General features: G+C 62.6%; 24 protein-coding genes. 16 read left to right on the forward strand and 8 right to left on the reverse strand.

The genetic code is table 11. The features are described from left to right. Nucleotides 1-1,200 carry an NAD(P)/FAD-dependent oxidoreductase gene (locus C4J86_RS11260; RefSeq protein ID WP_124370430.1) on the forward strand — a complete coding sequence of 400 codons (1,200 nt, stop codon included), beginning with the start codon at nt 1-3 and terminating at the stop codon, nt 1,198-1,200. A 1-nt stretch (nt 1,201) separates the two neighbouring features. Next, nucleotides 1,202-2,080: a sugar phosphate isomerase/epimerase gene (locus C4J86_RS11265; RefSeq protein ID WP_256681733.1), complete on the forward strand. Its 879-nt coding sequence runs from the start codon at nt 1,202-1,204 to the stop codon at nt 2,078-2,080. Here C4J86_RS11265 and C4J86_RS11270 read toward each other — a convergent pair. After that, nucleotides 2,020-2,892, reverse strand: coding sequence for an undecaprenyl-diphosphate phosphatase (locus C4J86_RS11270; RefSeq protein WP_124370431.1), 873 nt, complete (start codon nt 2,890-2,892; stop codon nt 2,020-2,022). The two genes, C4J86_RS11265 and C4J86_RS11270, sit on opposite strands and share 61 nt — an antisense overlap. 179 nt (nt 2,893-3,071) lie before the next feature. On the opposite strand from C4J86_RS11270, the gene C4J86_RS11275 reads away from it, so the two are divergent. Then, nucleotides 3,072-3,578 (forward strand): GNAT family N-acetyltransferase, encoded by a 507-nt coding sequence (locus C4J86_RS11275; protein ID WP_124366732.1) that lies wholly within the window; start codon nt 3,072-3,074, stop codon nt 3,576-3,578. Here the strand turns inward: C4J86_RS11275 and C4J86_RS11280 are convergent. Further along, on the reverse strand, nt 3,567-4,529 hold the full coding sequence (locus C4J86_RS11280; protein ID WP_124366733.1) for a GlxA family transcriptional regulator: 963 nt from the start codon (nt 4,527-4,529) through the stop codon (nt 3,567-3,569). The genes C4J86_RS11275 and C4J86_RS11280 overlap by 12 nt on opposite strands. A gap of 173 nt (nt 4,530-4,702) precedes the next feature. Here C4J86_RS11280 and C4J86_RS11285 point away from each other — a divergent pair, with 173 nt between their 5' ends. The 3 genes from C4J86_RS11285 to C4J86_RS11295 all read left to right on the forward strand — a co-directional run bounded on the left by C4J86_RS11285 (nt 4,703) and on the right by C4J86_RS11295 (nt 7,211). Continuing rightward, entirely contained in the window at nt 4,703-5,332 is a 630-nt protein-coding gene (locus tag C4J86_RS11285; protein ID WP_124370432.1) for a TetR/AcrR family transcriptional regulator, read from the forward strand. Further along, nucleotides 5,329-6,006 carry a type 1 glutamine amidotransferase domain-containing protein gene (locus C4J86_RS11290; protein WP_124370433.1) on the forward strand — a complete coding sequence of 226 codons (678 nt, stop codon included), beginning with the start codon at nt 5,329-5,331 and terminating at the stop codon, nt 6,004-6,006. Before C4J86_RS11285 ends, C4J86_RS11290 begins: the two co-directional genes overlap by 4 nt. A gap of 77 nt (nt 6,007-6,083) precedes the next feature. Then, complete coding sequence (locus C4J86_RS11295) at nt 6,084-7,211, forward strand: alkene reductase (protein WP_124370434.1); 1,128 nt, start codon at nt 6,084-6,086, stop codon at nt 7,209-7,211. Nucleotides 7,212-7,288: 77 nt separating this feature from the next. Here the strand turns inward: C4J86_RS11295 and C4J86_RS11300 are convergent, their stop codons facing one another. After that, nucleotides 7,289-8,287, reverse strand: coding sequence for an NAD(P)H-quinone oxidoreductase (locus C4J86_RS11300; RefSeq protein ID WP_124370435.1), 999 nt, complete (start codon nt 8,285-8,287; stop codon nt 7,289-7,291). Continuing rightward, nucleotides 8,284-9,513, reverse strand: coding sequence for a YbfB/YjiJ family MFS transporter (locus C4J86_RS11305; protein ID WP_124370436.1), 1,230 nt, complete (start codon nt 9,511-9,513; stop codon nt 8,284-8,286). Before C4J86_RS11305 ends, C4J86_RS11300 begins: the two co-directional genes overlap by 4 nt. 109 nt (nt 9,514-9,622) lie before the next feature. Between C4J86_RS11305 and C4J86_RS11310 the strand changes: the two genes are divergently transcribed. Beyond that, nucleotides 9,623-10,498 (forward strand): LysR family transcriptional regulator, encoded by an 876-nt coding sequence (locus tag C4J86_RS11310; protein WP_124370437.1) that lies wholly within the window; start codon nt 9,623-9,625, stop codon nt 10,496-10,498. An 81-nt stretch (nt 10,499-10,579) separates the two neighbouring features. Beyond that, a complete protein-coding gene (locus C4J86_RS11315) occupies nt 10,580-10,966 on the forward strand; it encodes a DoxX family protein (RefSeq protein WP_124370438.1) in 387 nt (128 codons plus the stop codon). A 53-nt stretch (nt 10,967-11,019) separates the two neighbouring features. Here C4J86_RS11315 and C4J86_RS11320 read toward each other — a convergent pair whose 3' ends face one another. From C4J86_RS11320 to C4J86_RS11330, 3 genes are all read right to left on the reverse strand, one after another. Beyond that, nucleotides 11,020-11,838, reverse strand: coding sequence for an alpha/beta fold hydrolase (locus C4J86_RS11320; RefSeq protein ID WP_124370439.1), 819 nt, complete (start codon nt 11,836-11,838; stop codon nt 11,020-11,022). A gap of 112 nt (nt 11,839-11,950) precedes the next feature. Then, nucleotides 11,951-13,342: an alginate export family protein gene (locus C4J86_RS11325; protein ID WP_124370440.1), complete on the reverse strand. Its 1,392-nt coding sequence runs from the start codon at nt 13,340-13,342 to the stop codon at nt 11,951-11,953. Beyond that, nucleotides 13,339-14,235 carry a VOC family protein gene (locus C4J86_RS11330; protein WP_124370441.1) on the reverse strand — a complete coding sequence of 299 codons (897 nt, stop codon included), beginning with the start codon at nt 14,233-14,235 and terminating at the stop codon, nt 13,339-13,341. The genes C4J86_RS11325 and C4J86_RS11330 overlap by 4 nt, the downstream gene beginning before the upstream one ends. Nucleotides 14,236-14,382: 147 nt before the next feature. On the opposite strand from C4J86_RS11330, the gene C4J86_RS11335 reads away from it, so the two are divergent. Both C4J86_RS11335 and ltrA read left to right on the forward strand, forming a co-directional pair. Then, nucleotides 14,383-15,450, forward strand: coding sequence for an NAD(P)-dependent alcohol dehydrogenase (locus C4J86_RS11335; RefSeq protein ID WP_124370442.1), 1,068 nt, complete (start codon nt 14,383-14,385; stop codon nt 15,448-15,450). A 456-nt stretch (nt 15,451-15,906) separates the two neighbouring features. Then, on the forward strand, nt 15,907-17,274 hold the full coding sequence (ltrA, locus tag C4J86_RS11345; protein WP_124370008.1) for a group II intron reverse transcriptase/maturase: 1,368 nt from the start codon (nt 15,907-15,909) through the stop codon (nt 17,272-17,274). A gap of 733 nt (nt 17,275-18,007) precedes the next feature. On the opposite strand, the gene C4J86_RS11355 is transcribed toward ltrA, so the two are convergent. Continuing rightward, entirely contained in the window at nt 18,008-18,580 is a 573-nt protein-coding gene (locus C4J86_RS11355; protein WP_124362504.1) for a PAS and helix-turn-helix domain-containing protein, read from the reverse strand. A 129-nt stretch (nt 18,581-18,709) separates the two neighbouring features. Between C4J86_RS11355 and C4J86_RS11360 the strand changes: the two genes are divergently transcribed. The 6 genes from C4J86_RS11360 to C4J86_RS11385 all read left to right on the forward strand — a co-directional run bounded on the left by C4J86_RS11360 (nt 18,710) and on the right by C4J86_RS11385 (nt 24,914). Next, nucleotides 18,710-19,888 (forward strand): acetyl-CoA acetyltransferase, encoded by a 1,179-nt coding sequence (locus tag C4J86_RS11360; protein WP_124370443.1) that lies wholly within the window; start codon nt 18,710-18,712, stop codon nt 19,886-19,888. A gap of 3 nt (nt 19,889-19,891) precedes the next feature. Next, entirely contained in the window at nt 19,892-21,421 is a 1,530-nt protein-coding gene (locus C4J86_RS11365) for a class I adenylate-forming enzyme family protein (protein ID WP_124370444.1), read from the forward strand. 33 nt (nt 21,422-21,454) lie between these two features. After that, nucleotides 21,455-22,774, forward strand: a complete 1,320-nt coding sequence (locus C4J86_RS11370) for an MFS transporter (RefSeq protein WP_124370445.1) — start codon at nt 21,455-21,457, stop codon at nt 22,772-22,774. Nucleotides 22,775-22,838: 64 nt separating this feature from the next. Continuing rightward, nucleotides 22,839-23,393, forward strand: coding sequence for a histidine phosphatase family protein (locus C4J86_RS11375; protein WP_124370446.1), 555 nt, complete (start codon nt 22,839-22,841; stop codon nt 23,391-23,393). 45 nt (nt 23,394-23,438) lie between these two features. Beyond that, nucleotides 23,439-24,194, forward strand: coding sequence for a precorrin-6A synthase (deacetylating) (gene cobF, locus C4J86_RS11380; protein ID WP_124370447.1), 756 nt, complete (start codon nt 23,439-23,441; stop codon nt 24,192-24,194). A 12-nt stretch (nt 24,195-24,206) separates the two neighbouring features. Further along, nucleotides 24,207-24,914 (forward strand): alpha/beta hydrolase, encoded by a 708-nt coding sequence (locus C4J86_RS11385; protein WP_124370448.1) that lies wholly within the window; start codon nt 24,207-24,209, stop codon nt 24,912-24,914. Nucleotides 24,915-25,198 lie beyond the last annotated feature (284 nt).

The following is a 25,198-nucleotide window of genomic DNA, read 5'->3' on the forward strand; positions in this document are numbered from 1 at the left end:
ATGAGCGCGCCCCTGATTATCGTCGGCGCCGGCCATGCCGGTGGCCGTGCGGCGTTGACCCTGCGCGAGGAGGGTTACGACGGTCGGCTGATCCTGATCGGCGACGAACCGCACGCGCCCTACGAACGACCGCCGCTGTCCAAGGCCCTGTTGCAAGGCAGCCAGGACTTGGCCGGGTGCAGCCTGTGCGACAGTGCACGGCTGGCCGAGCTGGATATCGAGCATATCGCCGGCAATGCGGTCAGCCGCCTGGTACCGCAGCACCAGCAGCTGCAACTGGCTGATGGCGGTTGGCTGGACTATGCCGGCGTGCTACTCGCCACTGGCGGCCGTGCGCGGCGTCTGCCTCAAGCCCAGGCCAATGTGCTTTACCTGCGCACCCACGATGAAGCGCTGGCCCTGCGCGCCCAGTTGCGCCCCGGCACCCGGCTGGTGATCGTCGGTGGTGGGTTTATCGGCCTGGAAGTGGCGGCGACCGCGCGCGGCCTGGGCTGCGCGGTGACGGTGCTCGAAGCCGGGCCGCGCCTGGCGGGCAGGGTATTGCCAGCGGTCATCAGTGCGGCACTGTTGGATCTGCACCGCGAGCAGGGTGTGGACGTGCGCTTGAACGTCACTGTGGAATCCATTCAGGCCGACGCCGTACACCTGGTGGACGGGCAGACGCTGCCATGTGACTTGGTGGTGGTCGGTATCGGCATGCAACCCAATATCGAACTGGCCGCAGCGGCCGGGCTGGACGTCGGGCAGGGCATTCGCGTTGACGCGCACTTGCGCACCAGCGCGGCGAATATCTACGCAGCGGGAGACGTCTGCGAGTTCCGTCTGGGCGGCCTCTATCAGCGTCAGGAAACCTGGCGCAATGCCGAGGCCCAGGGGCGGCATGCCGCATTGAACCTGCTGGGCCGGGCATTGCCATTCGACGCCGTGCCGGGTTTCTGGTCCGACCACTATGACTGGGGCTTGCAGACAGTCGGTGTGATGACGCCGAAGGTGGTCAGCCGCGCCTTGCCCCACGGCGGTTTGCTGTTGTGCTACCTCGATACCGATGGGTATCTGCAAGGCGCCTGCGGCTGGGCGCCGGGCAACAGCGTGGCCAAGGACATCAAGCTGTGCGAACGCCTGATCATCGCCCATGTGCCCTTGCCGTCGGTGGGCCTGGCTGATCCGGCGATCTCTCTCAAACACTGGTTGCGGGGCTGACATGCGCGAATTTCTGGTATTCCAATCGCTGTGGGCGATGCACACCGAACCCGGCCCGCTCGAGGCGCAGCTGGATCGCATCGTCGCCGCCGGCTTCGATGGCGTCACCGATCACTACTGGAAGGCCGCCGAGGTCGCACGCTTGCACGCGGCCGCCGCCGCACGGGGTTTGCAGATCGAAGGCCAGCTGTTCCCGCAATCGGTGGATGACCTGGCGCGGGCACTGGAGGTGATCAGCCGCTACGGCTGTCATCACCTCACCCTGCAAGCCGACGTGCGCCCGCGTACCCAAGCCGAGGCGGGCCGGTTGATCGAAGGCTGGCAACGCCTGGCCGAGCAGGTGGATTTTCCGATCCTGCTGGAAACCCACCGTTATCGCCTGACCAGTGACCTGCTGTTCACCCTCGACCTGCTGGCGCACATGCCTGACCTGAAACTGCTGGCGGACCTGTCCCACTACGTGGTCGGTCGCGAATTGCCCGAACCCGGCGCCGCCGACGACGATGAACAGATACGCACGATTCTGCGCCATAGCTGGGGCTTTCATGGGCGCGTAGCCAGCAGTGAACAGGTGCAGGTGGCGCTGGATTTCCCCCAGCATCGAGCCTGGGTAGAACGCTTTCTCGGCTGGTGGCGCTACGGGATCGAGGACTGGTTGGCCCGCCCGAACACCCCCCAAAGCCTGTCCTTCACCTGCGAACTCGGCCCGCCGCCCTATGCGATCACCGGCGCGGACGGCCGGGAACTCAGTGATCGCTGGGCCGAGGCACTCACCATGAAAACCCTGGTTCGCAACCTATGGAAGCAGTGCCTGGACGATCAACTCAGCAGCCCGGTGCTGACCGCCCCAATCAAAAACGCCCCGAGCAGCGCGCGGTAGATCACGAACGGCCAGGTGGAGAAGCGTTCCAGAAACTTCATCAGGCCCCAGATCGCGAAAAACGCCGAAATGCTTGCCACCACCAGGCCGAAGATCAAGTGCGGCCAGGCGTGGGCGGGCAGGTCGGCATGCAGCAGCACCCACAGTTCTTTCAGGCCGGCGAGGGCGATGGCGGGCAGGCCCAGCAGGAACGAAAAGCGTGCCGCTTCTTCGCGTTTGAAATTCAGGAACAGCGCGGCGGTCAAGGTCGAGCCCGAGCGCGAGACCCCGGGAATCAACGCGCCGATCTGCGCGATGCCCACGATCAACGCATCACGCAAACGCATTTCGCTCACCTCGCGGGTGTGACGGGCGCGCAGTTCGGCTGCAGCCAGTAATATCGCCATCACCACACAGGCGATACCGATCACCATCAGCCCGCGCAGCGGCGAGTTGCAGGTATTCAAGGTTGACGACAACGCCAGGCCGGCGATGCAGATCGGCACGGTCGCCAGCACAATCGCCACCGCCAGCTTGAACCAGCGGTCGTTGTAGTCGCCCCGGCGCACGGCACTGATGCTGCCCGTGGTCACTTGCTGCACATCGCGCCAGAAGTAGCTCACCACCGCCGCCAGCGCCGCCAACTGCATCGCTGCGGAAAACGCCGAGCCAGGGTCTTGCCAGCCAAGCAGGGCCGGCACCACGCGCATGTGCGCGGTGGACGACACCGGCAGCAATTCGGTAATGCCCTGGATCACCCCCAGGATAAAAATCTGCAGGTAATCCAGGGAGGCAAACCCCACATCCAGGCCGGCGGAGCAGACGTTAGTCAAAATACGTGTCCTTGAAAAAAGGGATAGCCGGCGAAGTTTATTCTAAATGTTTCTGGATTTCGGCCAGGGGGCCAGAGCTATTTGCAATCGGTTCAGCCAATAGAAAGGTTGGGCAATGTATTGGCCTTGCCAGCCGATTTGTGAACAATGGCGCCCTGCGTTTTTTCACCGAGAGCCCCATGCCTGAAACCACTGTCGAATTGATCCAGACCGGCCCTGAACACGCCGAGCTGATCCGCAACCTCTACCAGTACTACGCCTATGAGTCTTCGGATTGGGAACAGGAAGATGTCGAGGCCGATGGCCGTTTCTACATCCACGACGAGCACCTGGCCCGCTATTGGCAAGACCCGCAGTGGAGCGCCAACCTGTTATTGGTCGACGGCTATGTGGCCGGCTTCCTGCTGATCGAAGGCAGCGAACTGCCCGGCATCGATGCCCTGGAGCTGGCCGACCTGTTCATCCTCAAGCGCTACCGCCGCAAAGGCATCGGCCGCGCCATCGCCACCCAAGTGCTGTGCAGCGGCGAGGCCAATTGGCTGGTGCGGTTTTATGACCAGGACGAAGTGTCCCAGGCGTTCTGGCGCACGGTGCTGGATAACCTGCCGCGCCCGGTGCAAACCCTCGAACTCGAGGATGAACCGCACTTGATCAGCTACCTGGTGACCCACGCTTCACTGCATTGAGCGGCCATGGGCCTGGGCGGGGCTGAACAACACCTGCTGCATCGCTTGCGGCGGTTGCCCGAAGGCTCGCAGGAACGCCTGGCGCATGCGCTCGCGATCTCCAAAGCCGGTCTCGCGGGCCACCACTTCGACCGGGTGGCGACTGGTTTCCATCATCGCCCGCGCCGCCTCCACGCGCAGCGCCTCAATGGCCTTGGCCGGCGTTTGCCCGGTTTCTTCGCGAAATACCCGGCTGAACTGGCGCGGGCTGAGACGGGCGACGTCGGCCAGGGCGTCCACCGACAGGTCGTGGGTGAGGTTTTCGCGGGCGTAGGCCAGGGCCAGTTGGACGCGGTCGGACTTGGGGTCCAGTTCCAGCAGGGCCGACAGTTGCGACTGTTCACTGCCGCGCCGTTGTGCGATCACCAGCTTGCGCGCAATGCGCCGGGCCAGGTCGCTGCCCAGGTCGTTCTCGACCATGGCCAGCGCCAGGTCGACCCCGGCGCTCATGCCGGCGCCGGTCCACACCTGGCCATCCACCACGAATAGCTTGTCTTCTTCCAGGCGGATATCCGGGTAGCGCTTGCGAAACGCCGGCGCGTGGATCCAGTGGGTGGTGGTGCGCTTACCTTCCAGCAGCCCGGCTTCGGCCAGCACGAAAATACCCATGCACAGCGAGGCCACGCGGCGCGATTGCGCCGAGGCGGCCTTGACCATCTCCAATAGATTGGCTTCCGGCAGGCGAAACTCCAGGTAGCCGCTGACGATCAGCGTGTCGTAACCCTGCGGTCGAATCGGCGCGGTGTTCACCGAAAAACCCTGGGACGTCATGACCGCGCCGCCGCTTTCCGACACCAGGTGAAACTCATAGGCCGGCTCGCCCCGCAGCAGGTTGGCGCACTCGAACACCGAGCCCAGGCTGAGGCTCAAGGACTGGAAATTCGGGTAAACCATCAACGCAACGCTGTGCATCGGCATTCTCCAAGGGGCGCGGGAGAGGCGATTGTCGGCGCGTGCCAGGTAAACGGCAACTGCCTTTGGCCAATGGCCGGAATCCTTGCGCATATGACATTGTGAGCCTGCGCCTGCGGCCCTAACATTCCTCCAACGAACTAGACGACTGGTCTAATCGGCAGGGGCGAAGCATGAACAGCGAAACCAGAAGTGCACGGCAGACCATTCTTGAAAGTGCGCAAGCGATTGTGGGCAGCAAGGGATTTTCCGCGGTGGGATTGAACGAAATACTTCAAGCCGCCGACGTGCCCAAGGGTTCGTTCTATCACTACTTCAGCTCCAAGGACGCCTTCGGGGTGGTGTTGCTCGATACGTATTTCGACAACTACGTGCTCGGCATGCAGCAGTTGTTCAGCCAGGCGGACCTGTCTGCGTACGCCAAGCTGATGCGCTACTGGCAGGCCTGGATCGACAACCACACCGGCTGCACCGACGCCGGAAAATGCCTGGCCGTCAAACTCGGCGCCGAAGTGTCTGACTTGTCAGAGCCGATGCGCCTGGCATTGCAGCGCGGCACTTCACGCACCATCGAGCTGCTCGCCCTGGCGTTGCAGCACGGTGTGCAAGACGGCTCGCTGATGATCGGGCAACCCCCCGAAAGCCTGGCCCGACGCCTGTATGCGTTGTGGTTGGGGACCAGCGTCATGGGCAAGATCACCCGTACCACCGCGCCGTTCGATGAGGCGCTGGGGCTGACCCGACAGTTGTTGGGCCACCCCGAAAACCCTGTTAATCACAACGATCGAGGCACTGGAAAATGAAAGTATTAATGGTACTGACCTCTCACGACCAGCTTGGCGATACCGGCCGCAAGACCGGCTTCTGGCTCGAAGAGTTTGCCGCTCCCTATTACGCGTTCAAGGACGCCGGTGCTGACGTAGTGCTGGCATCGCCCGCCGGTGGCCAGCCGCCGCTGGACCCGGTCAGCGACCTGCCGGACTTCCAGACCGACCAAACCCGACGCTTCGCCGCCGACCCGGCCGCGCAACAGGCCTTGGCCACCACGGTGAAACTGGACTCGGTCAACGCCGATGACTTCGACACCGTGTTCTACCCAGGTGGCCACGGCCCGCTGTGGGACCTGGCCGAGTCGCCGGTGTCCATCGCGCTGATCGAGTCGTTCGAGCGTGCCGGCAAGCCTGTCGGGTTGGTCTGCCATGCACCGGGTGCCTTGCGTCACGTCAAGGCGGTCAACGGCGAACCCTTGATCAAAGGCCGTCGCGTCACCGGGTTCTCCAACTCCGAAGAGGCAGCAGTGGAATTGACCGAGGTGGTGCCCTTCCTGATTGAAGATGAATTCAAGAAGCTGGGTGGCAACTATGAGAAGGGCGCTGACTGGCAGTCTTTCGTGATCGTCGATGGCTTGCTGGTGACGGGGCAGAACCCCGGCAGCTCCAGCGAAGTGGCCAAGGCGCTGCTCAAACTCACCGCTTAATTTAAATAACCGATTGATGCGTTGGCGGCTCGCGAGAGTCGCCAGTGTTTTCGTTCGTCCTGAATTTGGAATATCCCATGGCTCATCCATTGAACACCCCAGTAAAACTGGGACATCACACCTTGAACAACCGCATCGTGTTGCCGCCCCTGACGCGCCAGCGCAGTGCCCAACCCGGCGATATCGCCACCGACTTGATGGCCCGCTACTACCGTCAACGCGCCAGCGCCGGTTTCATGGTCAGCGAGGGCACCCAGATCGAGCCGCGTGGCCAGGGTTACGCGTGGACGCCGGGGATCTACACGCCGGCGCAGATCGACGGCTGGCGCAAAGTCACCGAGGCGGTGCATGCCGAGAGCGGGGTGATTTTTGCCCAGTTGTGGCATGTGGGCCGCGTATCCCATAACGCCTTGCAACCCGACGGCGCCGCGCCGGTCGCACCGTCGGCGATCCAGGCCGTGCAAGCGAAGGCATTTATCGAAACCGCGCCGGGTGTCGGCGAGCTGAAACAGCCCCCGGTACCCCGCGCCCTGACGGTGCTGGAGATCGAGGAACTGGTCGGTCACTACGCACAGGCGGCGCGCAATGCACTGGACGCAGGCTTTGACGGGGTGGAGATTCATGCGGCCAACGGCTACCTGGTCAACCAGTTCATCTCGGCCCATTCGAACCAGCGTGAGGATGAATACGGCGGCTCACTGGACAACCGTCTGCGCTTTCTGCGCGAGATCGTCGAAGCCGTCTGCCGCGTAGTGGGTCCGGAACGTGTGGGCGTGCGCTTTTCGCCTTTGTTCAGCGGCACCGACCAAGATCGCGTGTACATCGGCCTGGTGGAAGAAGACCCGCACCACACCTACATCGAAGCGATCAAAGTGCTGGAGCAGTCGGGTATCGCCTATGTCTCCATCGCCGAAGCCGACTGGGATAACGCCCCCGTCCTGCCGCACAGCTTCCGCCAGGCCGTGCGCAGCACCTTCAGCGGGCGCATCATCTACGCCGGTCGCTACACCGATGAACGCGGCGCGCAACTGGTACAGGCAGGGCTGGCGGACCTGATTGCGTTCGGGCGGCCGTTCATTGCCAACCCGGACCTGCCGCAGCGGATTTTCAATAGCTGGCCGTTGAATGCGTTGAAGGCTGAAGGGCTGTATGGCGGGACTGAGGCGGGGTATGTCGATTATCCGGAATATGCCAAACCGGACTGAGCTGAGCGTTACCCCTGTAGGGGAGGGCTTCGCCCTCCAGCGGGAGCAAGCTCCCTCGCCACAGGGGCGTGAAGGGTTTATTCGACGCGCAACACAATCTTGCCGATATGGTCCCCGCCTTCCATGCGGGCGTGGGCCTGGGCGGCGTCGGTGTATTCGTACACCTTGTCGATGATCGGCAGGCAGCGCCCCTGGCTCAGCACCGGCCAGATGTGTTCACGCAAATGCTCGGCAATCGCGGCCTTTTCTTCGCGGGTGCGTGCGCGCAATAGCGAACCGGTGATCACCGCGCGTTTGCCGAGAATGGTCAACAGGTCCACATCATTGGCCTTGCCGCCACCGAGAAAGCCCAGCATCACCAGGTGGCCGTCCATGCCCAAAGCCTTGAGGTTGTTGTTGAGGTAGGAGGCTCCCATGATGTCGAGGATCACATCCACGCCCTGGCCGGCGGTCTTCTCGGCGATGACCTGGGCAAAATCCTCCTCGCGATAATTGATCGGCTGCGCGCCGAGCTTGGCAATTGCCGCGCATTTATCGGCGCTGCCGGCGGTGGCGAAGGCCTGGATACCGAATTCCTGGCAGAGCATCAAGGCGGTGGTGCCGATGCCGCTGGTGCCGCCGTGGATCAAGGCGCGTTCGCCGCTGCAGGCGCCGCCCAGACCGAACAGGTTGGCCCAGACGGTGAAGAAGGTTTCCGGCACGGCAGCGGCCTGAATCCAGTCCATGCCTTCGGGAATCGGCAGCGCCTGGCTGGCCGGCACCGCGCAGAACTGCGCATAGCCGCCGCCATTGGTCAGGGCGCAAACCTTGTCGCCGAGCGCGTATTGATCCACGCCTTCGCCCAGCGCTACCACTTCACCGGCCACTTCCAGGCCTGGAATCGGACTCATGCCGGGTTTCATCGGGTACTTGCCGGCCCGTTGCAGGGCGTCGGGGCGGTTGACCCCGGCCGCATGCACGCGAATCAGGATCTCGCCCGGGCCGGCCACCGGTACGTCGGCACGACGCGGTTGCAGCACTTCGGGGCCGCCGGGGGCGGTGATTTCGATCAGGGTCATTTCTTGAGGCAGGGTCATGAAGGGGTTCCTGTGACGATGAGCGTATGGGTTGGGACCGTGGCGAGCGGTCGACGGTTCAGCCAGATCATGCCCGCTTCCAGCAACAGTGCAACCACAATGGCGCCCGCCGCGATCAGGAACAACAGCCCATGCTGGCCGCCACTGCCATTGAACAGCGCCGAGTAGGCAAAGCCGGCGAGCGCCTGGAAGGTGGCAAAAGACACTGTCGCCCGGCTCCAGGCTATTTGCTGCGAGTGATGCTCGGGGATCAGTTCGTGGATTCGCGCCAGCGCCAGCGGCACAATGCCTGGCGGGAACGAGCCGAGGATCAGCGCCAACACGGCAAGGGCCACGAACGAGCTGGAGACCGCCAGCGAGCCCAATGCAATCGCCTGTATCACCAGCACGACGCGAATACTCAGGCGGGCACCGAGGGTGTCGGCAAGAAATCCGTAGGTCACCGGCCCGACGATGGCGCCCAGGCCATACATCACCCAGATCATCGCCCCGACATGCGCCCCGGCACCCAGGCCGCGTGCCACGTAATCCACCAGGAACACCATGGCCGGCACCAGGCCCGCCGCCATGAAGGCGTATTGCGCGAACAGCAGGTATACCGCTGCCGGTGTCGGCGCTTTAGCCGTTGGCGGCGTTGCCTCCTGCACCGTGCCGTTGGGCCAGGCGAACCAACTGGCGGCGGTCAGCACCAGGGCCAGCAGGCCCAGGCCGAACCAGGTCTGCTGCAGGCCCAGACTCAACAACGGCGGCACGATTGTGCCGGAGCCGGCGATGCCCAAGCCGATGCCGAGGAAAATCGCACCACTGGCCACGCCACGGCGCGGGGCCGGAACATGCGGCAGCACGGTCGCCGCCACCAGCACCATGATCGCGCCGCCGGCGATGCCCGACAGCAAGCGCCAGGCGAAGAACCACAGCACCGACAACGGATAGCCACAGGCGAAAAACGCCAGGGTCACTGCCACCATCATCAGGCGCAGCGCCGTTTTGTTGGACGTCGCTCGGGCGATGGGCCGTCCGATCAGCGCGCCCACCAGGTAACCCACCAGGTTCGCGGCGCCGAGGTAGACCACGTCGCTGGCGGAAAACCACTGGGCCTGGATCAGCGCGGGGATCAACGGCGTATAGGCAAAGCGCGCCAGGCCGATGCTGACCAGGCTGGCGCAGAGCCCGGCGAAGATCGGTAACCAGACGGCGTTTCGGGATGAAGCCTGTGTGTGCAGCATGATTGCGGCCCTGGATATTTTTCTGTGGCGCCCAGCATAGCCAGGATTGCTGATGCAATAATGCAGCGAATTTGCGGCGCGTTGATGCGTTTACGCAGCGGAGGTATTAATGAATTGGGACGATGCGCGAGTGTTCCTCGCGGTATGCCGGGAAACCACATTACGTGGCGCGGCTCGGGTGCTGGGCGTGGACCAGGCCACGGTCGGGCGGCGGATCAACGCCTTGGAAAAGTCCCTCGGCGCGACGTTGTTCCTGCGCACTTCCGAGGGCTATGCCTTGACCGCCGTCGGCGAAGCCGCGTTGCTTTCGGTGGAAAAAATGGAGCGTTCGGCCCTGGAGTTGCAGCGCCAGATACAAGGGCTGGATGAGCGTCTCACCGGCACCGTGCGCGTCAGCACCACCGACTCTTTGGCCATCGACTTCCTGATCCCGGCCATCGCGCGTCTGCATGAGCAGCACCCGGACGTGCGCGTGCAGCTGGACGCCTCGACCCAGTTCCTCAGCCTGGCCAAGCGTGAAACCGATATCGCCGTGCGTAATATCCGCCCGGACAATCCGGACCTGATCGCCCGGCGCATCGCCCGCTGGCCGGTGGGGCTGTTCGCGGCGCAGTCCTATATCGACCGCCACGGCGTGCCGGAACCCGGCAGCCTGTTCGAAGGCCATGACCTGGTGGTGTATCAACCCTACCTGCAAAGCCAGAAAGACTTGACGCTGGTATGCGAACCGTTGGGGCGCGGGCGGATTGTGGCAGCGTTGAGCTCCAGCCTGCTGGTACGCCGCGCGATTGCCGCTGGCATCGGCATCGGCGAGATTCCGGTGTACACCGGCGAACGCGACGGCCTGGTCCGCCTGTGGCCGCAGCGCACGCGACCGTTGCCCTATGATGTCTGGCTGGTAACCCACGCCGACCTGCGCCATACCGCACGGGTGCGGGTGGTGATCGATGAAATCGTTGCGGGTTTTTCAGCGTCGCCGACCTAAGGTCAGCACACGCCTGCAAGCCCGTCGCCGCCGCCATGGCCACACTGACGCTCGGTCATTTTCGACGGACACAGGTGGCATATGAACGAAATAAAAAAACAAGATGTCGGGCTGTTGTTTCTGCGGGTCAGCGGGGCGCTGTTTTTGCTGTGGGTGCATGGGTTGCCGAAACTGCTGCACTACAGCGAACAACTGAAGCTGATCGAAGACCCGTTTCACCTGGGCGCGCCGATCACCTTGCTGCTGGCCATATTTGCCGAGGTGCTGTGCCCGCTGCTGATCATCGCGGGGGTGTGGACGCGCCTGGCATGCCTGCCGATCCTGGCGGTGCTGGTGATCGCGCTGCTGGTGGTGCATCCGGAGTGGACGCTGTTCGAGGGGCAGTTTGGCTGGCTGTTGATGATTATCTTCACCAGCATCCTGATTGCGGGGCCGGGGAGTCTGAGGCTGGGGCAGCGATTGGCCTGAATAGTAAGGTAATTCAAATGTGGGAGGGAGCAAGCCCCCTCCCACAGGGTTACTCAGCGGTTCAGGAATGCCAGCAGGTCTTCATTGAGCTGCTGGGTGTGGGTGGCGGCAAACCCGTGGGGCGCGTCCTTGTACACCTTCAGCTCGGCGCCCTTGATCATCTTGGCGGCAACTTTGCCAGTGGTTTCGAACGGAACGATCTGATCACCGTCACCGTGGATGACCAGGGTCGGCACGTCGATTTTGGCCATGTCCGGGCGGAAGTCGGTCTGGGAGAACGCGGTGACGCAATCCACGGTGGCTTTCAGCGAGGCTTGCAGCGCGATCTGCAGGGTCTGGGTGAGCACGCCCTCCGAGACTTTCTGGCCCTTGTTGAGGCCAAAGAACGGCGTGTTGAAATCGCTGATGAATTGCGCGCGGTCCTTCAGCAGGCCGGCCTTGATGCCATCGAAGACGTCGTTGGGCACGCCCTGCGGGTAATCGGCTTTCTGCCCGAAGATCGGCGTCACCGCACCGAGCAGTATCAGCCCGGCAACCCGCGCGCTGCCATGGCGCGCGATATAGCGGGCCACATCACCGCCACCCATGGAGAAACCCACCAGGGTCACGTCCGTCAGGTCCAGGTGGTCGATCAACTGGGCGATGTCGTCGGCGAAGGTGTCGTAGTCGTTGCCGGTCCACGGCTGGTCCGAGCGACCAAAGCCTCGGCGGTCGAACGCGATTGTGCGAAAGCCACGGCTGCTCAGGTATTCCATCTGGTATTCCCACATGTCGGCATCCAGCGGCCAGCCGTGGCTGAACAGCACGGGTTTGCCGCTGCCCCAGTCCTTGAAGTAGATCTGCGTACCGTCTTTGGCAACGAATGTGCTCATCTGAAACTCCTGTGTCTGCATGAAAAGACTGAGTAAAAAATCCGCCTTGTTACATCGCGAAAAGCCTGCGCCAAAAAACCAAGCCGGGCTTGTATCGGTGTGCTTGCCTCAATTACCAACTGAACTTGAGCTCCATGCCCAGGTAGTTGCTGTCGTGCCCGCCGGCATCACGCAGGGTCTGGCCGACCGCGTAGTGCACGGCTTCGACCGCGCCGGTCAGGTTCGGCGTGAAGGCGTAGTCGGTTCTCAGCTGACCGTAGGCACCGGTCCAGCGTTCACCCTGGCCCGCAGTGCCGGCGACCGGCACGCTGGGCTGGGTGTAGACCGCATCCGCAGTGGTTTGCCGCCACAGCAGGCCGATGGCGGTTTGCACGCTGAGCTTGGCGATCGGCTTGACGGTGATCGATGGCTTGACGTGAATCAGGTTGCTGTAGCCGGTATAGCCCGCCAGGGAAAAGTAGTAGCCGTTGGGAAACAGCGGGTTGAAGGTGCCGACGGTGCCGTCACCGGTTTTGCGATCGCCCGAGGCGATGTCCAGTTGCAGGCCCAGGCGCGGCTTCCACGCCAGGCTGTCGAAGGTGTAGCCGGTGCGGCTGCCGCCGGCCCAGGCGCGAATATCTTTGCTGCCCACCGAGCCGCCTTGCAGCATGGCTTCGATGTCCCAGTCGAAGCCCTGGGCCGCGCCACCCAGGCGCGCATCGAACAGCTGGCGCGTTTCGTCGCCATCGGCGTCCAGATAGTGCGCCGCACTGCGCTCATACACGCCGTAGTAGGCCGACAGCTCATTCGTGCCGCCCACCAGGCGCTCGACCCGCAGCATATGAAAACGCGCGTCACTGTTGGACTTGTCGTCGAAATGCCGGCCATCCTGGTACTGCACCGGTTGGCTGGCGATCCCGATAAAGCGCCAGTTCGGCGTTTCCCAGTCGGCCCACAACGCATCGAACGACTGCCGCACATTCGGGCCGTCCCGTGACGAAATGAAGCGCTGCAAGTCGAAGGCAAAGTCCTGGCGACCGATACGGCTCTTGAACGTGCCGCTGCTGAAGGTGTTCACGTATTCGGCGAAGGCCAGGCGCAAATCCACGCGGTTCTGATCGGCGCCGCCCAGGGTGGTTTTGTCATAGGCGCGCACGTCCTCGAGCTGGGTGAACACGCGCCAGTGTTCATTCAAATGCAGGTCGGCATGAACCTGGAAGCGCTGGATCAGGTAGCGATCACGGGCCACGTTCTTCACGCCGAAACCGCTGGCGTCATTCATCTCGAAACGCTCGCGCAAGGTCGCGCCCAGGGACAGGTAGGTGAACGGGTTGGCGCCCGACAGCGGGATGTACTTGAGGGTGTCCAGCGGCTGCGTGCGCAGCGCCGGATCCTTGAGCACCGACCAGTCTTCCTGCCAGCGATTGGCCTTGATCGCCGGTCGGCTCGGTGGGTCGTCGGCGTGGACGCTGCCGACGAGCAGCGGCCACAGCACGGCCAGGCTCCAGCCTGTATGACGGATCATTTTTTCGCGGTGAGCTGGTGAATTTCCGCCACATAACCGCCGGGGAATTCGACCACTGCACTGCGCCGGCCTTTGCTGTCGAACGCGGGCACCAGCACCTTGGCGCCAGACCCGCTGGCCTTGCCGAGGGTGGCGGCCAGGTCACTGACTTGATAGCCGGTGGTGTCGTGGCCGAACGGGTAGGGCAGATGGCCATTGGTGACCAGCACCGCCATGCGCCCGAAGGCTGACTCGATCTCGACGCGACGGTACTCGCCGCCCGCTTGGCCGACATCAGCGGCGGGAGCGTGCTTGTCGTCGTTCACTATTTTGCCGTGGGAGAAGCCGAGGAACGCCTTGATAAAGCGCTCGGCGCTGTCATTGGACACATACACGCGGTTCTCCGGAACCGCCTCGAACGCCGCGTAGTCCGGGGCCTTGGTGTGCCAGTAGAGCTGCATGTTGACGCCGCCCGGCCACTGCACCACGGCATCACGGCCGATGGGGTCGGGAAAATCGCTGACGATCACATCGGCGCCATTGTCCCGCGCCGCCTTGAGGGCTATGTCCATGTCCTTGACCAGATAGCCGTTGCGTTCCTGGCCGAACGGATGCGGCACGGGCGTGGTGAAACCGAACAACGAGACTGTACCCGCCGGGGTCTGCAGCAATTGCGAAGTGGTGCTGCTCGGCACCGGCAGCACATTCACCACCACCTGGGGCGTGCTCTTGCCGCCAAAGGTGGCCAGGAAGCTCTGGGCGAAACGGTCGACATCGGCCGGCGCCACATACACGTGGCTGGTGTCGTATTGCGGCGCCACGGCGACGCTTGGGGTGGCTGCCAAAGCGTTGTTCATCATGGCGCTTGCCAACAGCGTCAATGCTACGGATACCTTGATTGCTTTGTTACGCATGCCCATTCTCCAGCGCTTCTACGGGTTCGAAAGCCGTGAGGTTAGGGGGCGGGCGCCATTGGGAATTGTATGGACGTGCTCGGTTGAACGTTTCAGCGGCCAGGCGTGTCCACCGAACTCTTCCGTCAGATCACACAGGTGAACGAAATGGCCAAGACTTACAGCTATGCCGCTCGGGACTCCAAGGATTCGCTCAAGCCCTTTACCTTCGAGCGCCGCTCTCCAGGGGCGGATGACGTGCAGATCGATATTCTGTATTGCGGGGTGTGCCATTCAGATTTGCACACGGCCCGCAACGAGTGGAACAACACCCTTTACCCGTCGGTGCCCGGTCATGAAATCGTCGGCCGTGTGACGGCGGTCGGCGCCAATGTGAAGACATTCAAGGTGGGTGACCTGGCGGGTGTCGGCTGCATGGTCGACAGCTGCCAGCAGTGCGCATCCTGTGCCGAGGGCGAGGAGCAGTATTGCGAGAACGGCTTCACAGGGACCTATAACGGCCCGCTGTTCGGTGGCGAGAATACTTACGGCGGCTATTCGGACAACATCGTGGTCAAGCAGCAGTTCGTGCTGCGCATCTCCCACGATGATTCGAACCTGGCGGCGGTAGCGCCGTTGCTGTGTGCCGGGATTACCACCTATTCGCCGCTGCACCACTGGAAGGTCGGCCCGGGCAAGAAGGTCGGCGTGGTCGGCCTTGGCGGGCTTGGGCATATGGCGGTGAAGATCGCCCACGCCATGGGGGCGCATGTGACGTTGTTCACCACTTCGCCGAACAAGCGTGAAGATGGGCTGCGTTTGGGCGCTGATCAGGTGGTGGTGTCGAAGAATGCCGATGAGATGGCCAAGGTGGTCAACAGCCTGGACTTTATCCTCAATACGGTAGCTGCGCCGCACGACCTTGATGCGTTTATCTGTTTGCTCAAGCGTGATGGCACGATGACGCTGGTGGGGGCGCCGGACAGTCCGCATCCGTCGCCTGCGGTATTCAACCTGATTTTCAAGCGGCGCAGTTTGGCGGGGTCTTTGATTGGTGGGATTCAGGAGACTCAGGAGATGCTGGATTTTTGCGCTGAGCATGGGATTGTTTCGGATGTTGAGATGATTGATATCCAGGGGATTAATGAGGCGTATGAGCGGATGCTCAAGGGGGATGTGAAGTATCGGTTTGTGATTGATATGGAGAGTTTGAAGAGGGAAAGTCAGGTGGCTTGATCTAGTTGGGTTGGATTGAGTACATATCCGTTGCTGCGGTAACGGCTACTTAGGGTTCCGCTCTTACAGCGGGTCACTTGTGCGCCCGGCATGGGCGCCATCTTGGAGGTGAAAGTCCTCTCGTAAGCTGGCCACAGCGAACGAAGCGAAGCGCAACTGCAGAAGGGTGACCGACTGTGGGGAGGAAGCGTGGAGCATAAACCTCGAGCCGAGGTACACGAATCGCATCTGAGGCGGATTCGGTCAGGGCGAGCAGCCAAGTGCCTGCGAAGCTCTTGTGGCCTAAAGGCCGGATACGTAAATGCGGCGGTTGTGAGGTGAAGGATGGCGTTCTTACCCGGGGAGATCTCGCCTCATGCCTGAAAGGGCGACGGTGTGAGCCGGAGCGAGAAGTCAGCAGAGGTCGTAGTAGCTGCTTGGCAGTGAAGGACCAAACGAGAAGAAAAGCGGTTTGACATGACGATACAGCAGGCCATGCAACAGATGCCCGGGCAACCGGGGCGGGAAGCGACGGCGAAGGGTGAATCTCCAAGCTGCGCGTCCAGCGTTGAAGCTGGCTGTCCGCGACATGATCCAAACCCCACAGGAGAGGGGCTGCTACAAGCAGCCCTTAGCAAAGAAAACTTACTGCTTGCCCTCAAACGGGTGCGTTCTAACAAAGGTGTTGCGGGTGTGGACGGTCTGACGATCGACGAAACCGTGCAACACCTGAAAACGGCATGGCCGGGAATACGCAGCCAGTTACTGGCAGGTGAATACCGGCCTGCTCCCGTGCGCAGGGTCCTGATCCCGAAACCGGATGGTGGCGAGCGCAAGCTTGGCATCCCGACGGTCACGGACAGACTCATTCAGCAGGCACTATTGCAGGTTCTCCAGCCGTTGCTGGATCCTGGTTTCAGTGAACACAGCTACGGCTTTCGTCCGGGGCGCAGCGCTCACCAGGCCGTTCTGGCGGCGCAGCAATATATCCATTCGGGGCGTCAGGTTGTGGTGGATGTCGATATCGAGCAGTTTTTCGATTGCGTCAACCATGACCTGCTGATCGCCCGACTGAGCAGGAGGGTGACTGATCGGGGCGTACTGTGCCTGATCCGGGCCTACCTGAACTGCGGGACGTTGATCGGAAAAGACGTAGTGATCAACAGGCAGGGGACGCCGCAAGGCGGCCCGCTTTCACCGCTGTTGGCGAATGTGGTGCTGGATGAAGTGGACAAGGAACTGGAACGAAGAGGTCATTGCTTCGTCAGGTATGCGGACGATGCCAATGTTTATGTACGCAGCCCCAAAGCCGGCCTGCGGGTGATGGCAGTGCTCCAACGCCTCTACGGTCGCCTTGGGTTGCGCATGAACGAAGGCAAGAGCGCAGTTGCCAGTGTGTTCGGTCGAAAATTCCTTGGGTACGGCTTCTGGCTGACACCCGACGGAAAGATCAGGCGCTGGGCAACAAACAAGGCACTCCAGGCTTTCAAACAACGCATCCGGGAATTGACTTCGCGTAACGGCGGTCGAAGCCTGGAGCAGGTCATTGGAAGATTGAGGCCGTACCTACTGGGCTGGAAGGCGTATTTCTGCCTGTCGCAAACCATAGCGATGTGGAAACGGCTGGATGGATGGATACGTCGAAGACTCAGGGCAATCCAGCTCAAGCAGTGGAAGACCGGCAGGACGACCTATCGTGAGCTGTGCAGGATGGGGGCGACCCCGGATCTAGCTGCGCAAATAGCGGTGGATAGCCACAGGATCTGGCACAACAGCGCCGGGCTGATTCATAGCGTTCTGACGGTCGCGTGGTTTGATCGGCTGGGGCTTCCCCGCCTCAGTTAACCTGAACTTCTCGAACCGCCCGGTGCGGACCCGCATGCCGGGTGGTGTGGCAGGGGAGCGGCCAGATGGCCGCCCCCTATGCCGATTTGGAAGGACCCAAAAGTAACCAAAAGGTCCTCGCCCCACCACTCGGCACCTCGCTTAGGCTCGGTGTGCCCGAACGCAGGCTTGAATCCGTGGGCCGCCGCCCTGCGCCATCCATGGCGCAGGGCGGCTAACCCGGCGTCCTGCCGGGTTACCCACGGATTCAAGCCTGCGTTCGGCCAGCGTGGTTAACGGGGCGACTGAGATCAAGATCCAAAGCAAGAGCAAGAGCCAGATCAAAAGATTGCTGACTTCGTCAGCGTCTGAGGAAGTAGAAGCGACACCTCGCACGCTTCAATAATCAGGTCGGCTCTAAGGCCGCCTCGCTTTGCTTTTGATTTTGCTTTTGATCTTAAGCGCCCCGTTAAACCACGCTGGCCGGAATTCGACAGTGATTTGGGGGGTAAACCGGCAGGACGCCGGTTTAGCCGCCCCGCGCCATGGATGGCGCGTGGTGGCGGCCCCCCAAATCACTGTCGGATTACGGGCACACCGAGCCTAGGCGAGGTGCCGAGTGGTGGGGCAAGAGCCCTTTGGTTACTTTGGGGCTCTTTTCCAAAGTGACCCGCTGTAAGAGCGGAACCGCCAGCCGCCATGACCTAAATAACGGATATGTACTCGGTCAATTCCAAAAAAATCCCGGCCAACCTCAAGCCACCATGATGATCTTGGACACCAACTCCACCACCGTCTTGGCCTGCAACTTCCTCATCAACCGCGCCCGATGCACCTCCACCGTCCGATGCGAAATCCCCAATCTCAGCGCGATTTCCTTGGACTTGAGCCCGTTGACAATGTGCATGGCAATCTCCCGCTCCCGCGGCGTAAGGTCTCCTGTGCCCTGATGGGTGCGGTCCAGCCGCTCGAAGTGCCAGATCATCAACTTGAACGGATCCCTGGGCGTGAGCGTGTAGCCATGGGACCTGGCCCAGAACACCTCGCCGTTGCGATGCTGCATGAAGCGCTCGTCGGAATAAAAACCGCTGTCGCTGTCGAGCAACCACTCATGGCTGCGCTTGCCGATGGCGTGGTAGTCGGCCTGGGACGGGTAAATCAGCAGGGTCAATTGATTGACCAACGTCGCGTGGGTGTAGCCGAACAGGTTCAGGAACGCGTCGTTGCAGTCGATGATCACGCGGTTGCTGGTGACCAGCTGCGGCGCGGGGGACAGCTTGAACGCCAGGCGTTCAAGGTTCTGGAATGGCGGGGTAATCACGGTCATGGGCATCCTGCCTCGTTGTTCAACTGACTGGCGGACTACTTATCCATGTAAGTAGTTACACGAATTGGCCCGCGACCAGAGGTGGGTCATTGTAGGGAAAGTCCGGTTCAAGAACAGAAGAAATTAATTATGCCTGCTGATTGCGTGTCTATCGTTGCCGCTGGTCATTCGCGTTTTGGTCGCTTGGAAGGCACCACGCTGGAAGATCTGATTGTTCAGGTCACGCGTGAGGCCTTGAGCGATGCCGCCCTCGATGCGGCGCAGATCGACGCGCTGTTCCTCGGCCATTTCAATGCCGGGCTGGTGCCGGATGGGTTTGCCGCGTCGTTGCTGCTGCAGGCCGACCCCGGGCTGCGCTTCAAGCCGGCCACACGCTGTGAGAACGCCTGTGCATCCGGTTCGGCGGCGATCCAGGCCGGCGTCAATGCGATTCTCTCCGGCAGCGCCGAATTGGTGCTGGTGGTGGGGGCCGAGAAAATGACCCATACCTCCACGGCCGCCGTCACCCAGGCGCTGGCCGGCGCCGGTTACCAGAACGATGCGGCCGAAGCCGGGCTGAGTTTCCCGCAGTTGTTCGGCCGCGCCGCTCGCCAATACGCCGAGCGCTACCATTGCCCGCTGGGCTCGATGGCGGCGATTGCCACCAAGAACCACTCCAATGCCATGGCCAACCCGTTGGCGCAGATGCACCGCGAGATGAATTTCGAGCACTGCAATAACGTGTCCCAAAGCAACCCGTTCGTGGCCGAGTCGCTGCGCCTCACCGATTGCTCGCTGATCAGCGATGGCGCTGCGGCGATTGTGCTGGCGTCGCCCAAGCGTGCGCGGGCGTTTCGCCGCGATGTGCAGATTCGCGCGATGACCCAGGTCAACGACACATTGCCCATCGCCCAGCGCGACATCCTGGCGTTTGAAGGCCCGCAGCGGGCGATTCATTCGGCGCTGCGCGGGGCGAATGTGACCCTGGCCGACCTGAGCTTCGCCGAGGTGCATGATTGCTTCACCATCGCCGAACTGCTGATCTACGAAGCCATGGGCCTGGCGCCCAAGGGCGAGGGGCACCGGGTGCTCGACAGCGGCGTGGTGCGCGCGGGCGGGCGCTTGCCGGTGAACCTTTCCGGTGGGCTCAAGGCCAAGGGCCATCCCGTCGGCGCGACCGGCGTTTCGATGCATGCCCTGGCATTCCGGCAATTGACCGGCGAGCCGATTGGCCTGGCGGTGCCCAACGCGGAGTTCGGCCTGGTGTTCAACATGGGCGGCATGGCGGTGGCCAACTACGCTTCGGTCCTGCACGCGCGTCGGTACTGAACCATGAACATTGCCAATTGGCTGCACGACACCCAGCGTCGCGACCCGCAACGCCCGGCCATGTTCGACGGCGCCCGGCAAGTGGCCGACTACGCCACGTTCGCCGCCCATGTGCGCCAGCGCGCCGCGCATCTGGTCGACCAGCACGGCTTGCAGCCAGGGGACGCGGTGGCGGTGCTGATGAAAAACAGTTGCGACTATCTGGAGTTGCTCTACGCCATCTGGTGGATGGGCGCGGTGGCGGTACCGATCAATGCCAAGTTGCACCCGACCGAGGCGGCATGGATCGCGGATAACGCCGAAGCACGCGTGATCTTTACCGATGGCGGCCGGGTGTTTTCATCGCGGGATTTGCCTGCGCGCTGCACGGAACTCGACGGTCACGTGCTGCCACCGAACCAGGGCTGGCCAACCCTGGAGCAACCGGTACCGCGCCAGGACAACGACCTTGCCTGGCTGTTCTACACCTCCGGCACCACCGGGCGTTCCAAGGGTGTGATGCTGTCCCATGGCAACCTGATCGCCATGTCGTTGTGCTACGCCACCGACGTCGACCCGGTCAGCGCCGCCGATGCCGCGCTGTACGCCGCGCCGATGTCCCATGGCGCCGGGCTCTACAACTTTATTCACGTACGCTGCGGCGCGCGGCATGTGGTGCCGGCGTCCAACGGTTTTGACGCCGCCGAGTTGTTCGGGCTGGCGGCAGAGTTGGGCAGCGTCTCACTGTTTGCCGCGCCGACCATGGTCAAGCGCATGGTCGAGCAGGCACGGCAACAGGGCTATCACGGCGAAGGCATCAAGACCATCGTCTACGGCGGCGGCCCGATGTACCTGGCTGACTTGCGCGACGCCGTCGACACGTTCGGCCCCCGCCTGGTGCAGATCTACGGCCAGGGCGAGAGCCCGATGACCATCAGCGTGTTGCCCCGTGGGCTGATCGCCGACCGCCAGCGCGCCGACTGGGCGACCCTGGCCGCGTCCGTAGGCTACGCGCAAGCCTGCGTGGAAATCCGCATTCTCGATGCCCGCCACCGATCGTTGCCGACCGGCGAGCGCGGTGAGATCGCGGTGCGCGGCGCCACGGTGATGCAAGGCTATTGGCGCAATCCGCCGGCCACCAGCGACACCCTGGTCGAGGGTTGGCTGCTCACCGGTGATATCGGCTTTCTCGACCCCGCCGGCTACCTGACCCTCACGGATCGCTCCAAGGACGTGATCATCAGCGGCGGCAGCAATGTGTACCCGCGCGAAGTCGAGGAGGTGCTGGCCCAGCATCCCGAGGTGTTCGAAGTGTGCGTGGTGGGCGAGCCGGACCCGCAATGGGGCGAGTCGGTGGTGGCGTTTGTGGTGACGCGCAGCGGCGAGCCCCTCGACGAAGGTGAGCTCACGGCATGGTTTGTGGCGCGCATGGCCTCGTTCAAAAAACCGAAAAAATATGTGTGGCGCAGCGATTTACCCAAGAACAGCTACGGCAAAGTCCTCAAGACCGACTTGCGGCAGTGGTTGAAAGCAGCGACTATCGCCGCGCTTTAGCACGGATCGACCAACAGACAAGGAGTCCCCCCGATGGGCAATCACGCGCAAGACACCGTCCGCAAACGCCGCCGCGCGTTTCTCGGTGCCACCTCCGGCCACTTGATCGAGTGGTATGACTACGGCGTCTACGGCTTTCTTGCCGTGTATATCGGCCAGGCGTTCTTCGTTTCCGACGACCCCACCACCAGCCTGCTGGCCAGTTTTGCCGCGTTCGCCCTGAGCTTCTTCATCCGCCCGTTGGGCGGGCTGTTCTTCGGCCCGCTGGCGGACAAGATCGGCCGGCGTAAAACCCTGATCATGGCGCTGGTGATGATGACCGGCTCCACGGTAATGCTGGGGCTGCTGCCGACCTATGCCACCCTCGGCATCGTCGCCCCGATCCTGTTGATCCTGGTGCGCTGCGTGCAAGGCTTCTCGGCGGGCGGTGAGATCGGCACCGTGACCAGCTTCATTTCCGAATACGCCGGCCCTGGCCGACGCGGCTTTGCCACCTGCTGGCTGATGGTCACCGCGGTGCTCGGCCTGCTGCTGGGCGGCGCCGTGGCCAACGGCATGACCTGGGTGCTGGGCACCGACGTCATGCAGGAATGGGCCTGGCGCGTGCCGTTCCTGATCGCCGCGCCCCTGGGCTTCATCTCCATGTACATCCGCCTCAAGCTTGAAGACAGCCCTGAGTTCCTGGCCTTGCAACGCGCCGGGCAAACTTCCCGTGCGCCCCTGCGCGAGGTCTGGCAGTGGAAGCGCGCCATCGCCCTGGTGTTCTTCATCATCACCTTGCACAGCTCGATCTTTTACCTGGTCCTGACTTTCGCCTCGACCTACATGGCCAAGATTCTCAAGTTCGACAGCGGCACCACCTTGCTCTATGTGTTCGTCGCCAGTTTCTCGGCGGCCTTCGTCATGCCGTTCGGTGGCGCATTCACCGATAAATACGGGCGCAAGCCGTTCCTGATGGTGGTCGGCACGCTGGCAACCCTGGCGATGTTCTGGCTGTTCAAGATGGCCCCGACCGCCACGCCGGCGACGTTCTTTGCGCCCTTGATGGCGGTGGCGATCCTGTTCGGCCTCTATGCCTCGTCCACCTATGCGCTGATGAGCGAACTGCTGCCCACACGCATCCGTTCCACCGGCATCGCCGTGGCGTACAACGTGCCGGTGGCGGTGTTTGGCGGCAGCGCGCCGCTGATCTCCACCTGGCTGATCAAGGTGACCGGCGACATCACCTCGCCGTGGTACTTCTATGTGGCGACCGGAGTGGTGTCGTTGATCGCCTTGGTGCTGCTGCGCAAGGACGACTTCGTGGCCAGCGCCAGCCCGGTGGCGGCGCCTGCGGGGGCAGCATTGGCCTGAGGGCGTTGCATCGGCGCGCTGACTGCGCCAGGCTTGGCAGCCTCATCCCTTCGGAATGAATCGCGTGCAGGCTACCCGTTTGACCCTGATCTGCCATGCGGCCACACCGTCGCAAAAACTGGCGCGCTTTGCCGATGACGAATCGCTGGTCATGGACTGGCAGGGCGCGGCGCTGTCGTTGGCAGGCCGCTATCCCAAGCCTGCGCGCCTGCTGTGCGGGCCGGAGGCGCGAACCCGGCAGACGGCGGGTTTGTTCGGCGAGCAGCCGGGCATCGAACCGGCCCTGCGCGACGTCGACCTTGGGCACTGGAAAGGCCAGGCTCTGCGCGCGCTCGACAGCGCTGAACTGAACGCCTGGCTCACCGACAGCGCCTGTGCGCCCCATGGCGGCGAGTCGGTGGAACAGCTTTGCACGCGGGTCGGGCACTGGATGAAATCCCTGGAAAGCCAGCCCGGTCATGTGCTGGCGGTGACCCACCCCTTTGTGATCCGTGCCGCGCTGCTGTACGTCATGCAGTATCCGGCCTCGATGTTCTACCGGATCGACGTAGAACCGCTGTCGCGCACCGAGCTGCGCTTCAACGCGGTCTGGCGCCTGCGCCTGGAAACTTATGCCTGAGCCCACGATCATGGCAAAATCCACGCCCCGCAATGAGAGCAACCCATGAAACGCATCCTGATCATCGGCATTGGCGCCGGCAACCCTGACTACATCACGATGCAGGCCGTGAAGGCGCTGAACCGCACCGACGTGTTTTTCCTGATGGACAAGGGCCAGAGCAAGGACAAGCTGATCGACCTGCGCCGTGAAATCTGCGAAACCTACATCACCAGGCCCGGCTACCGCTTCGTCGAGACCGACTGCCCCGAGCGCGTGCGCGGTGATATCGACTACACCACCGCGGTGCGCGACCTCAACCGCGACAAGCAGCAAACCTTCGAGCGCATGATCAACGAGGACATGGCCGACGGCGAAGTGGGGGCGTTCCTGGCCTGGGGTGACCCGGCGTTGTACGACAGCACCATCCGCATTTTGCAGGCGATCCTTGCCGAGGGGCGCTGCGCATTCGAGTTCGAGGTAATTCCCGGCATTACCAGCGTGCAGGCCCTGGCGGCCCAGCATAAGGTGGCGTTGAACCGTATCGGCAAGTCCATTGAAATCACCACCGGGCGCCGCCTGGCGGCGGGGCAGGCGAGTGATGCCGACACCCTGGTGGTGATGCTCGATGCCGAAGATTCCTACCGCAGCGTGGCGGATCAGGACCTGGATATCTATTGGGGCGCCTACCTGGGCACGCCGGACGAAATGCTGATCAGTGGCAAAGTCGGTGAGGTCGCGGACGAAATCCAACGGGTGCGCAAGGCCGCGCGACTCGCCAATGGCTGGATCATGGACACCTATTTGTTGCGCAAACCCTGAGGGATAGATCCCATGCTCAAACTGCTCGCTCTCGCGCTGACCTTGCTGGCCGGTGTCGCCCACGCGGATTCCGACCTGCCGTTGTCGTACCTGGAGCAAACCCAGGGCGATGCACGCAACCAACCGCTGGTGATTTTCCTGCATGGCTTTGGTAGCAATGAGGAAGACCTGTTCGGTATCAAGGATGCGCTGCCTTCCACCTGGACCTACCTGTCGGTGCGCGCGCCGATGCCGGTGGAGCCGCATGGCTATCGCTGGTTTACCAAGACCCCCGGTGACGGTGATTACGATGGGGTGACGGCCGACCTGCAAAGCAGCGCCAGGCTGATCGAAGACTTTGTGGCCAAGGCCACCGCCAAGTACCACACCCAGAGTGATCGTGTGTTTCTGGTCGGGTTCAGCCAGGGCGCGATCATGTCCTATGAAGTGGGCTTGCGCAGGCCCGAGCTGGTGCGAGGGATTGCGGCGCTGAGCGGCAGCGTGTTGCCGGTGCTCAAGGCCGAGCTCAAGCCGAATGAAGCGTTGGACAAGCTGGCGATCTTTATCGGCCATGGCACCTTGGACCAGGCGCTGCCTTATTCCTCGGGAACGCGGGCCAACGAGGTGCTGGAAGGGATTGGCTTGAAGCCGCAGTTTCATGGGTATCCGGGGATGAACCATACAATCAGCGAGGCGGAAATCCAGGACCTGAAGGCCTGGCTGGAGAAGAGCCTGCGGTAAACACCGTAAAAAATGTGGGAGGGGGCTTGCTCCCCGATAGCCATAGGTATCTACACAATTTTGTAGCAGCCTACGGTAACCACGATGCGAAGCGAGCCGCTCTTGATCTTGCTTTTGATCTTAGGCGCCCCGTTAAACCACGCTGGCCGCAATTCGACAGTGATTTGGGGGGTAAACCGGCAGGGATGCCGGTTTAGCCGCCCCGCGCCATGGATGGCGCGTGGCGGCGGCCCCCCAAATCAATGTCGGATTACGGGCACACCGAGCCTAGGCGAGGTGCCGAG

Origin of the sequence: Pseudomonas sp. R2-7-07 (assembly GCF_003852355.1) — a bacterium.
In the GTDB taxonomy this organism is placed as follows: domain Bacteria; phylum Pseudomonadota; class Gammaproteobacteria; order Pseudomonadales; family Pseudomonadaceae; genus Aquipseudomonas.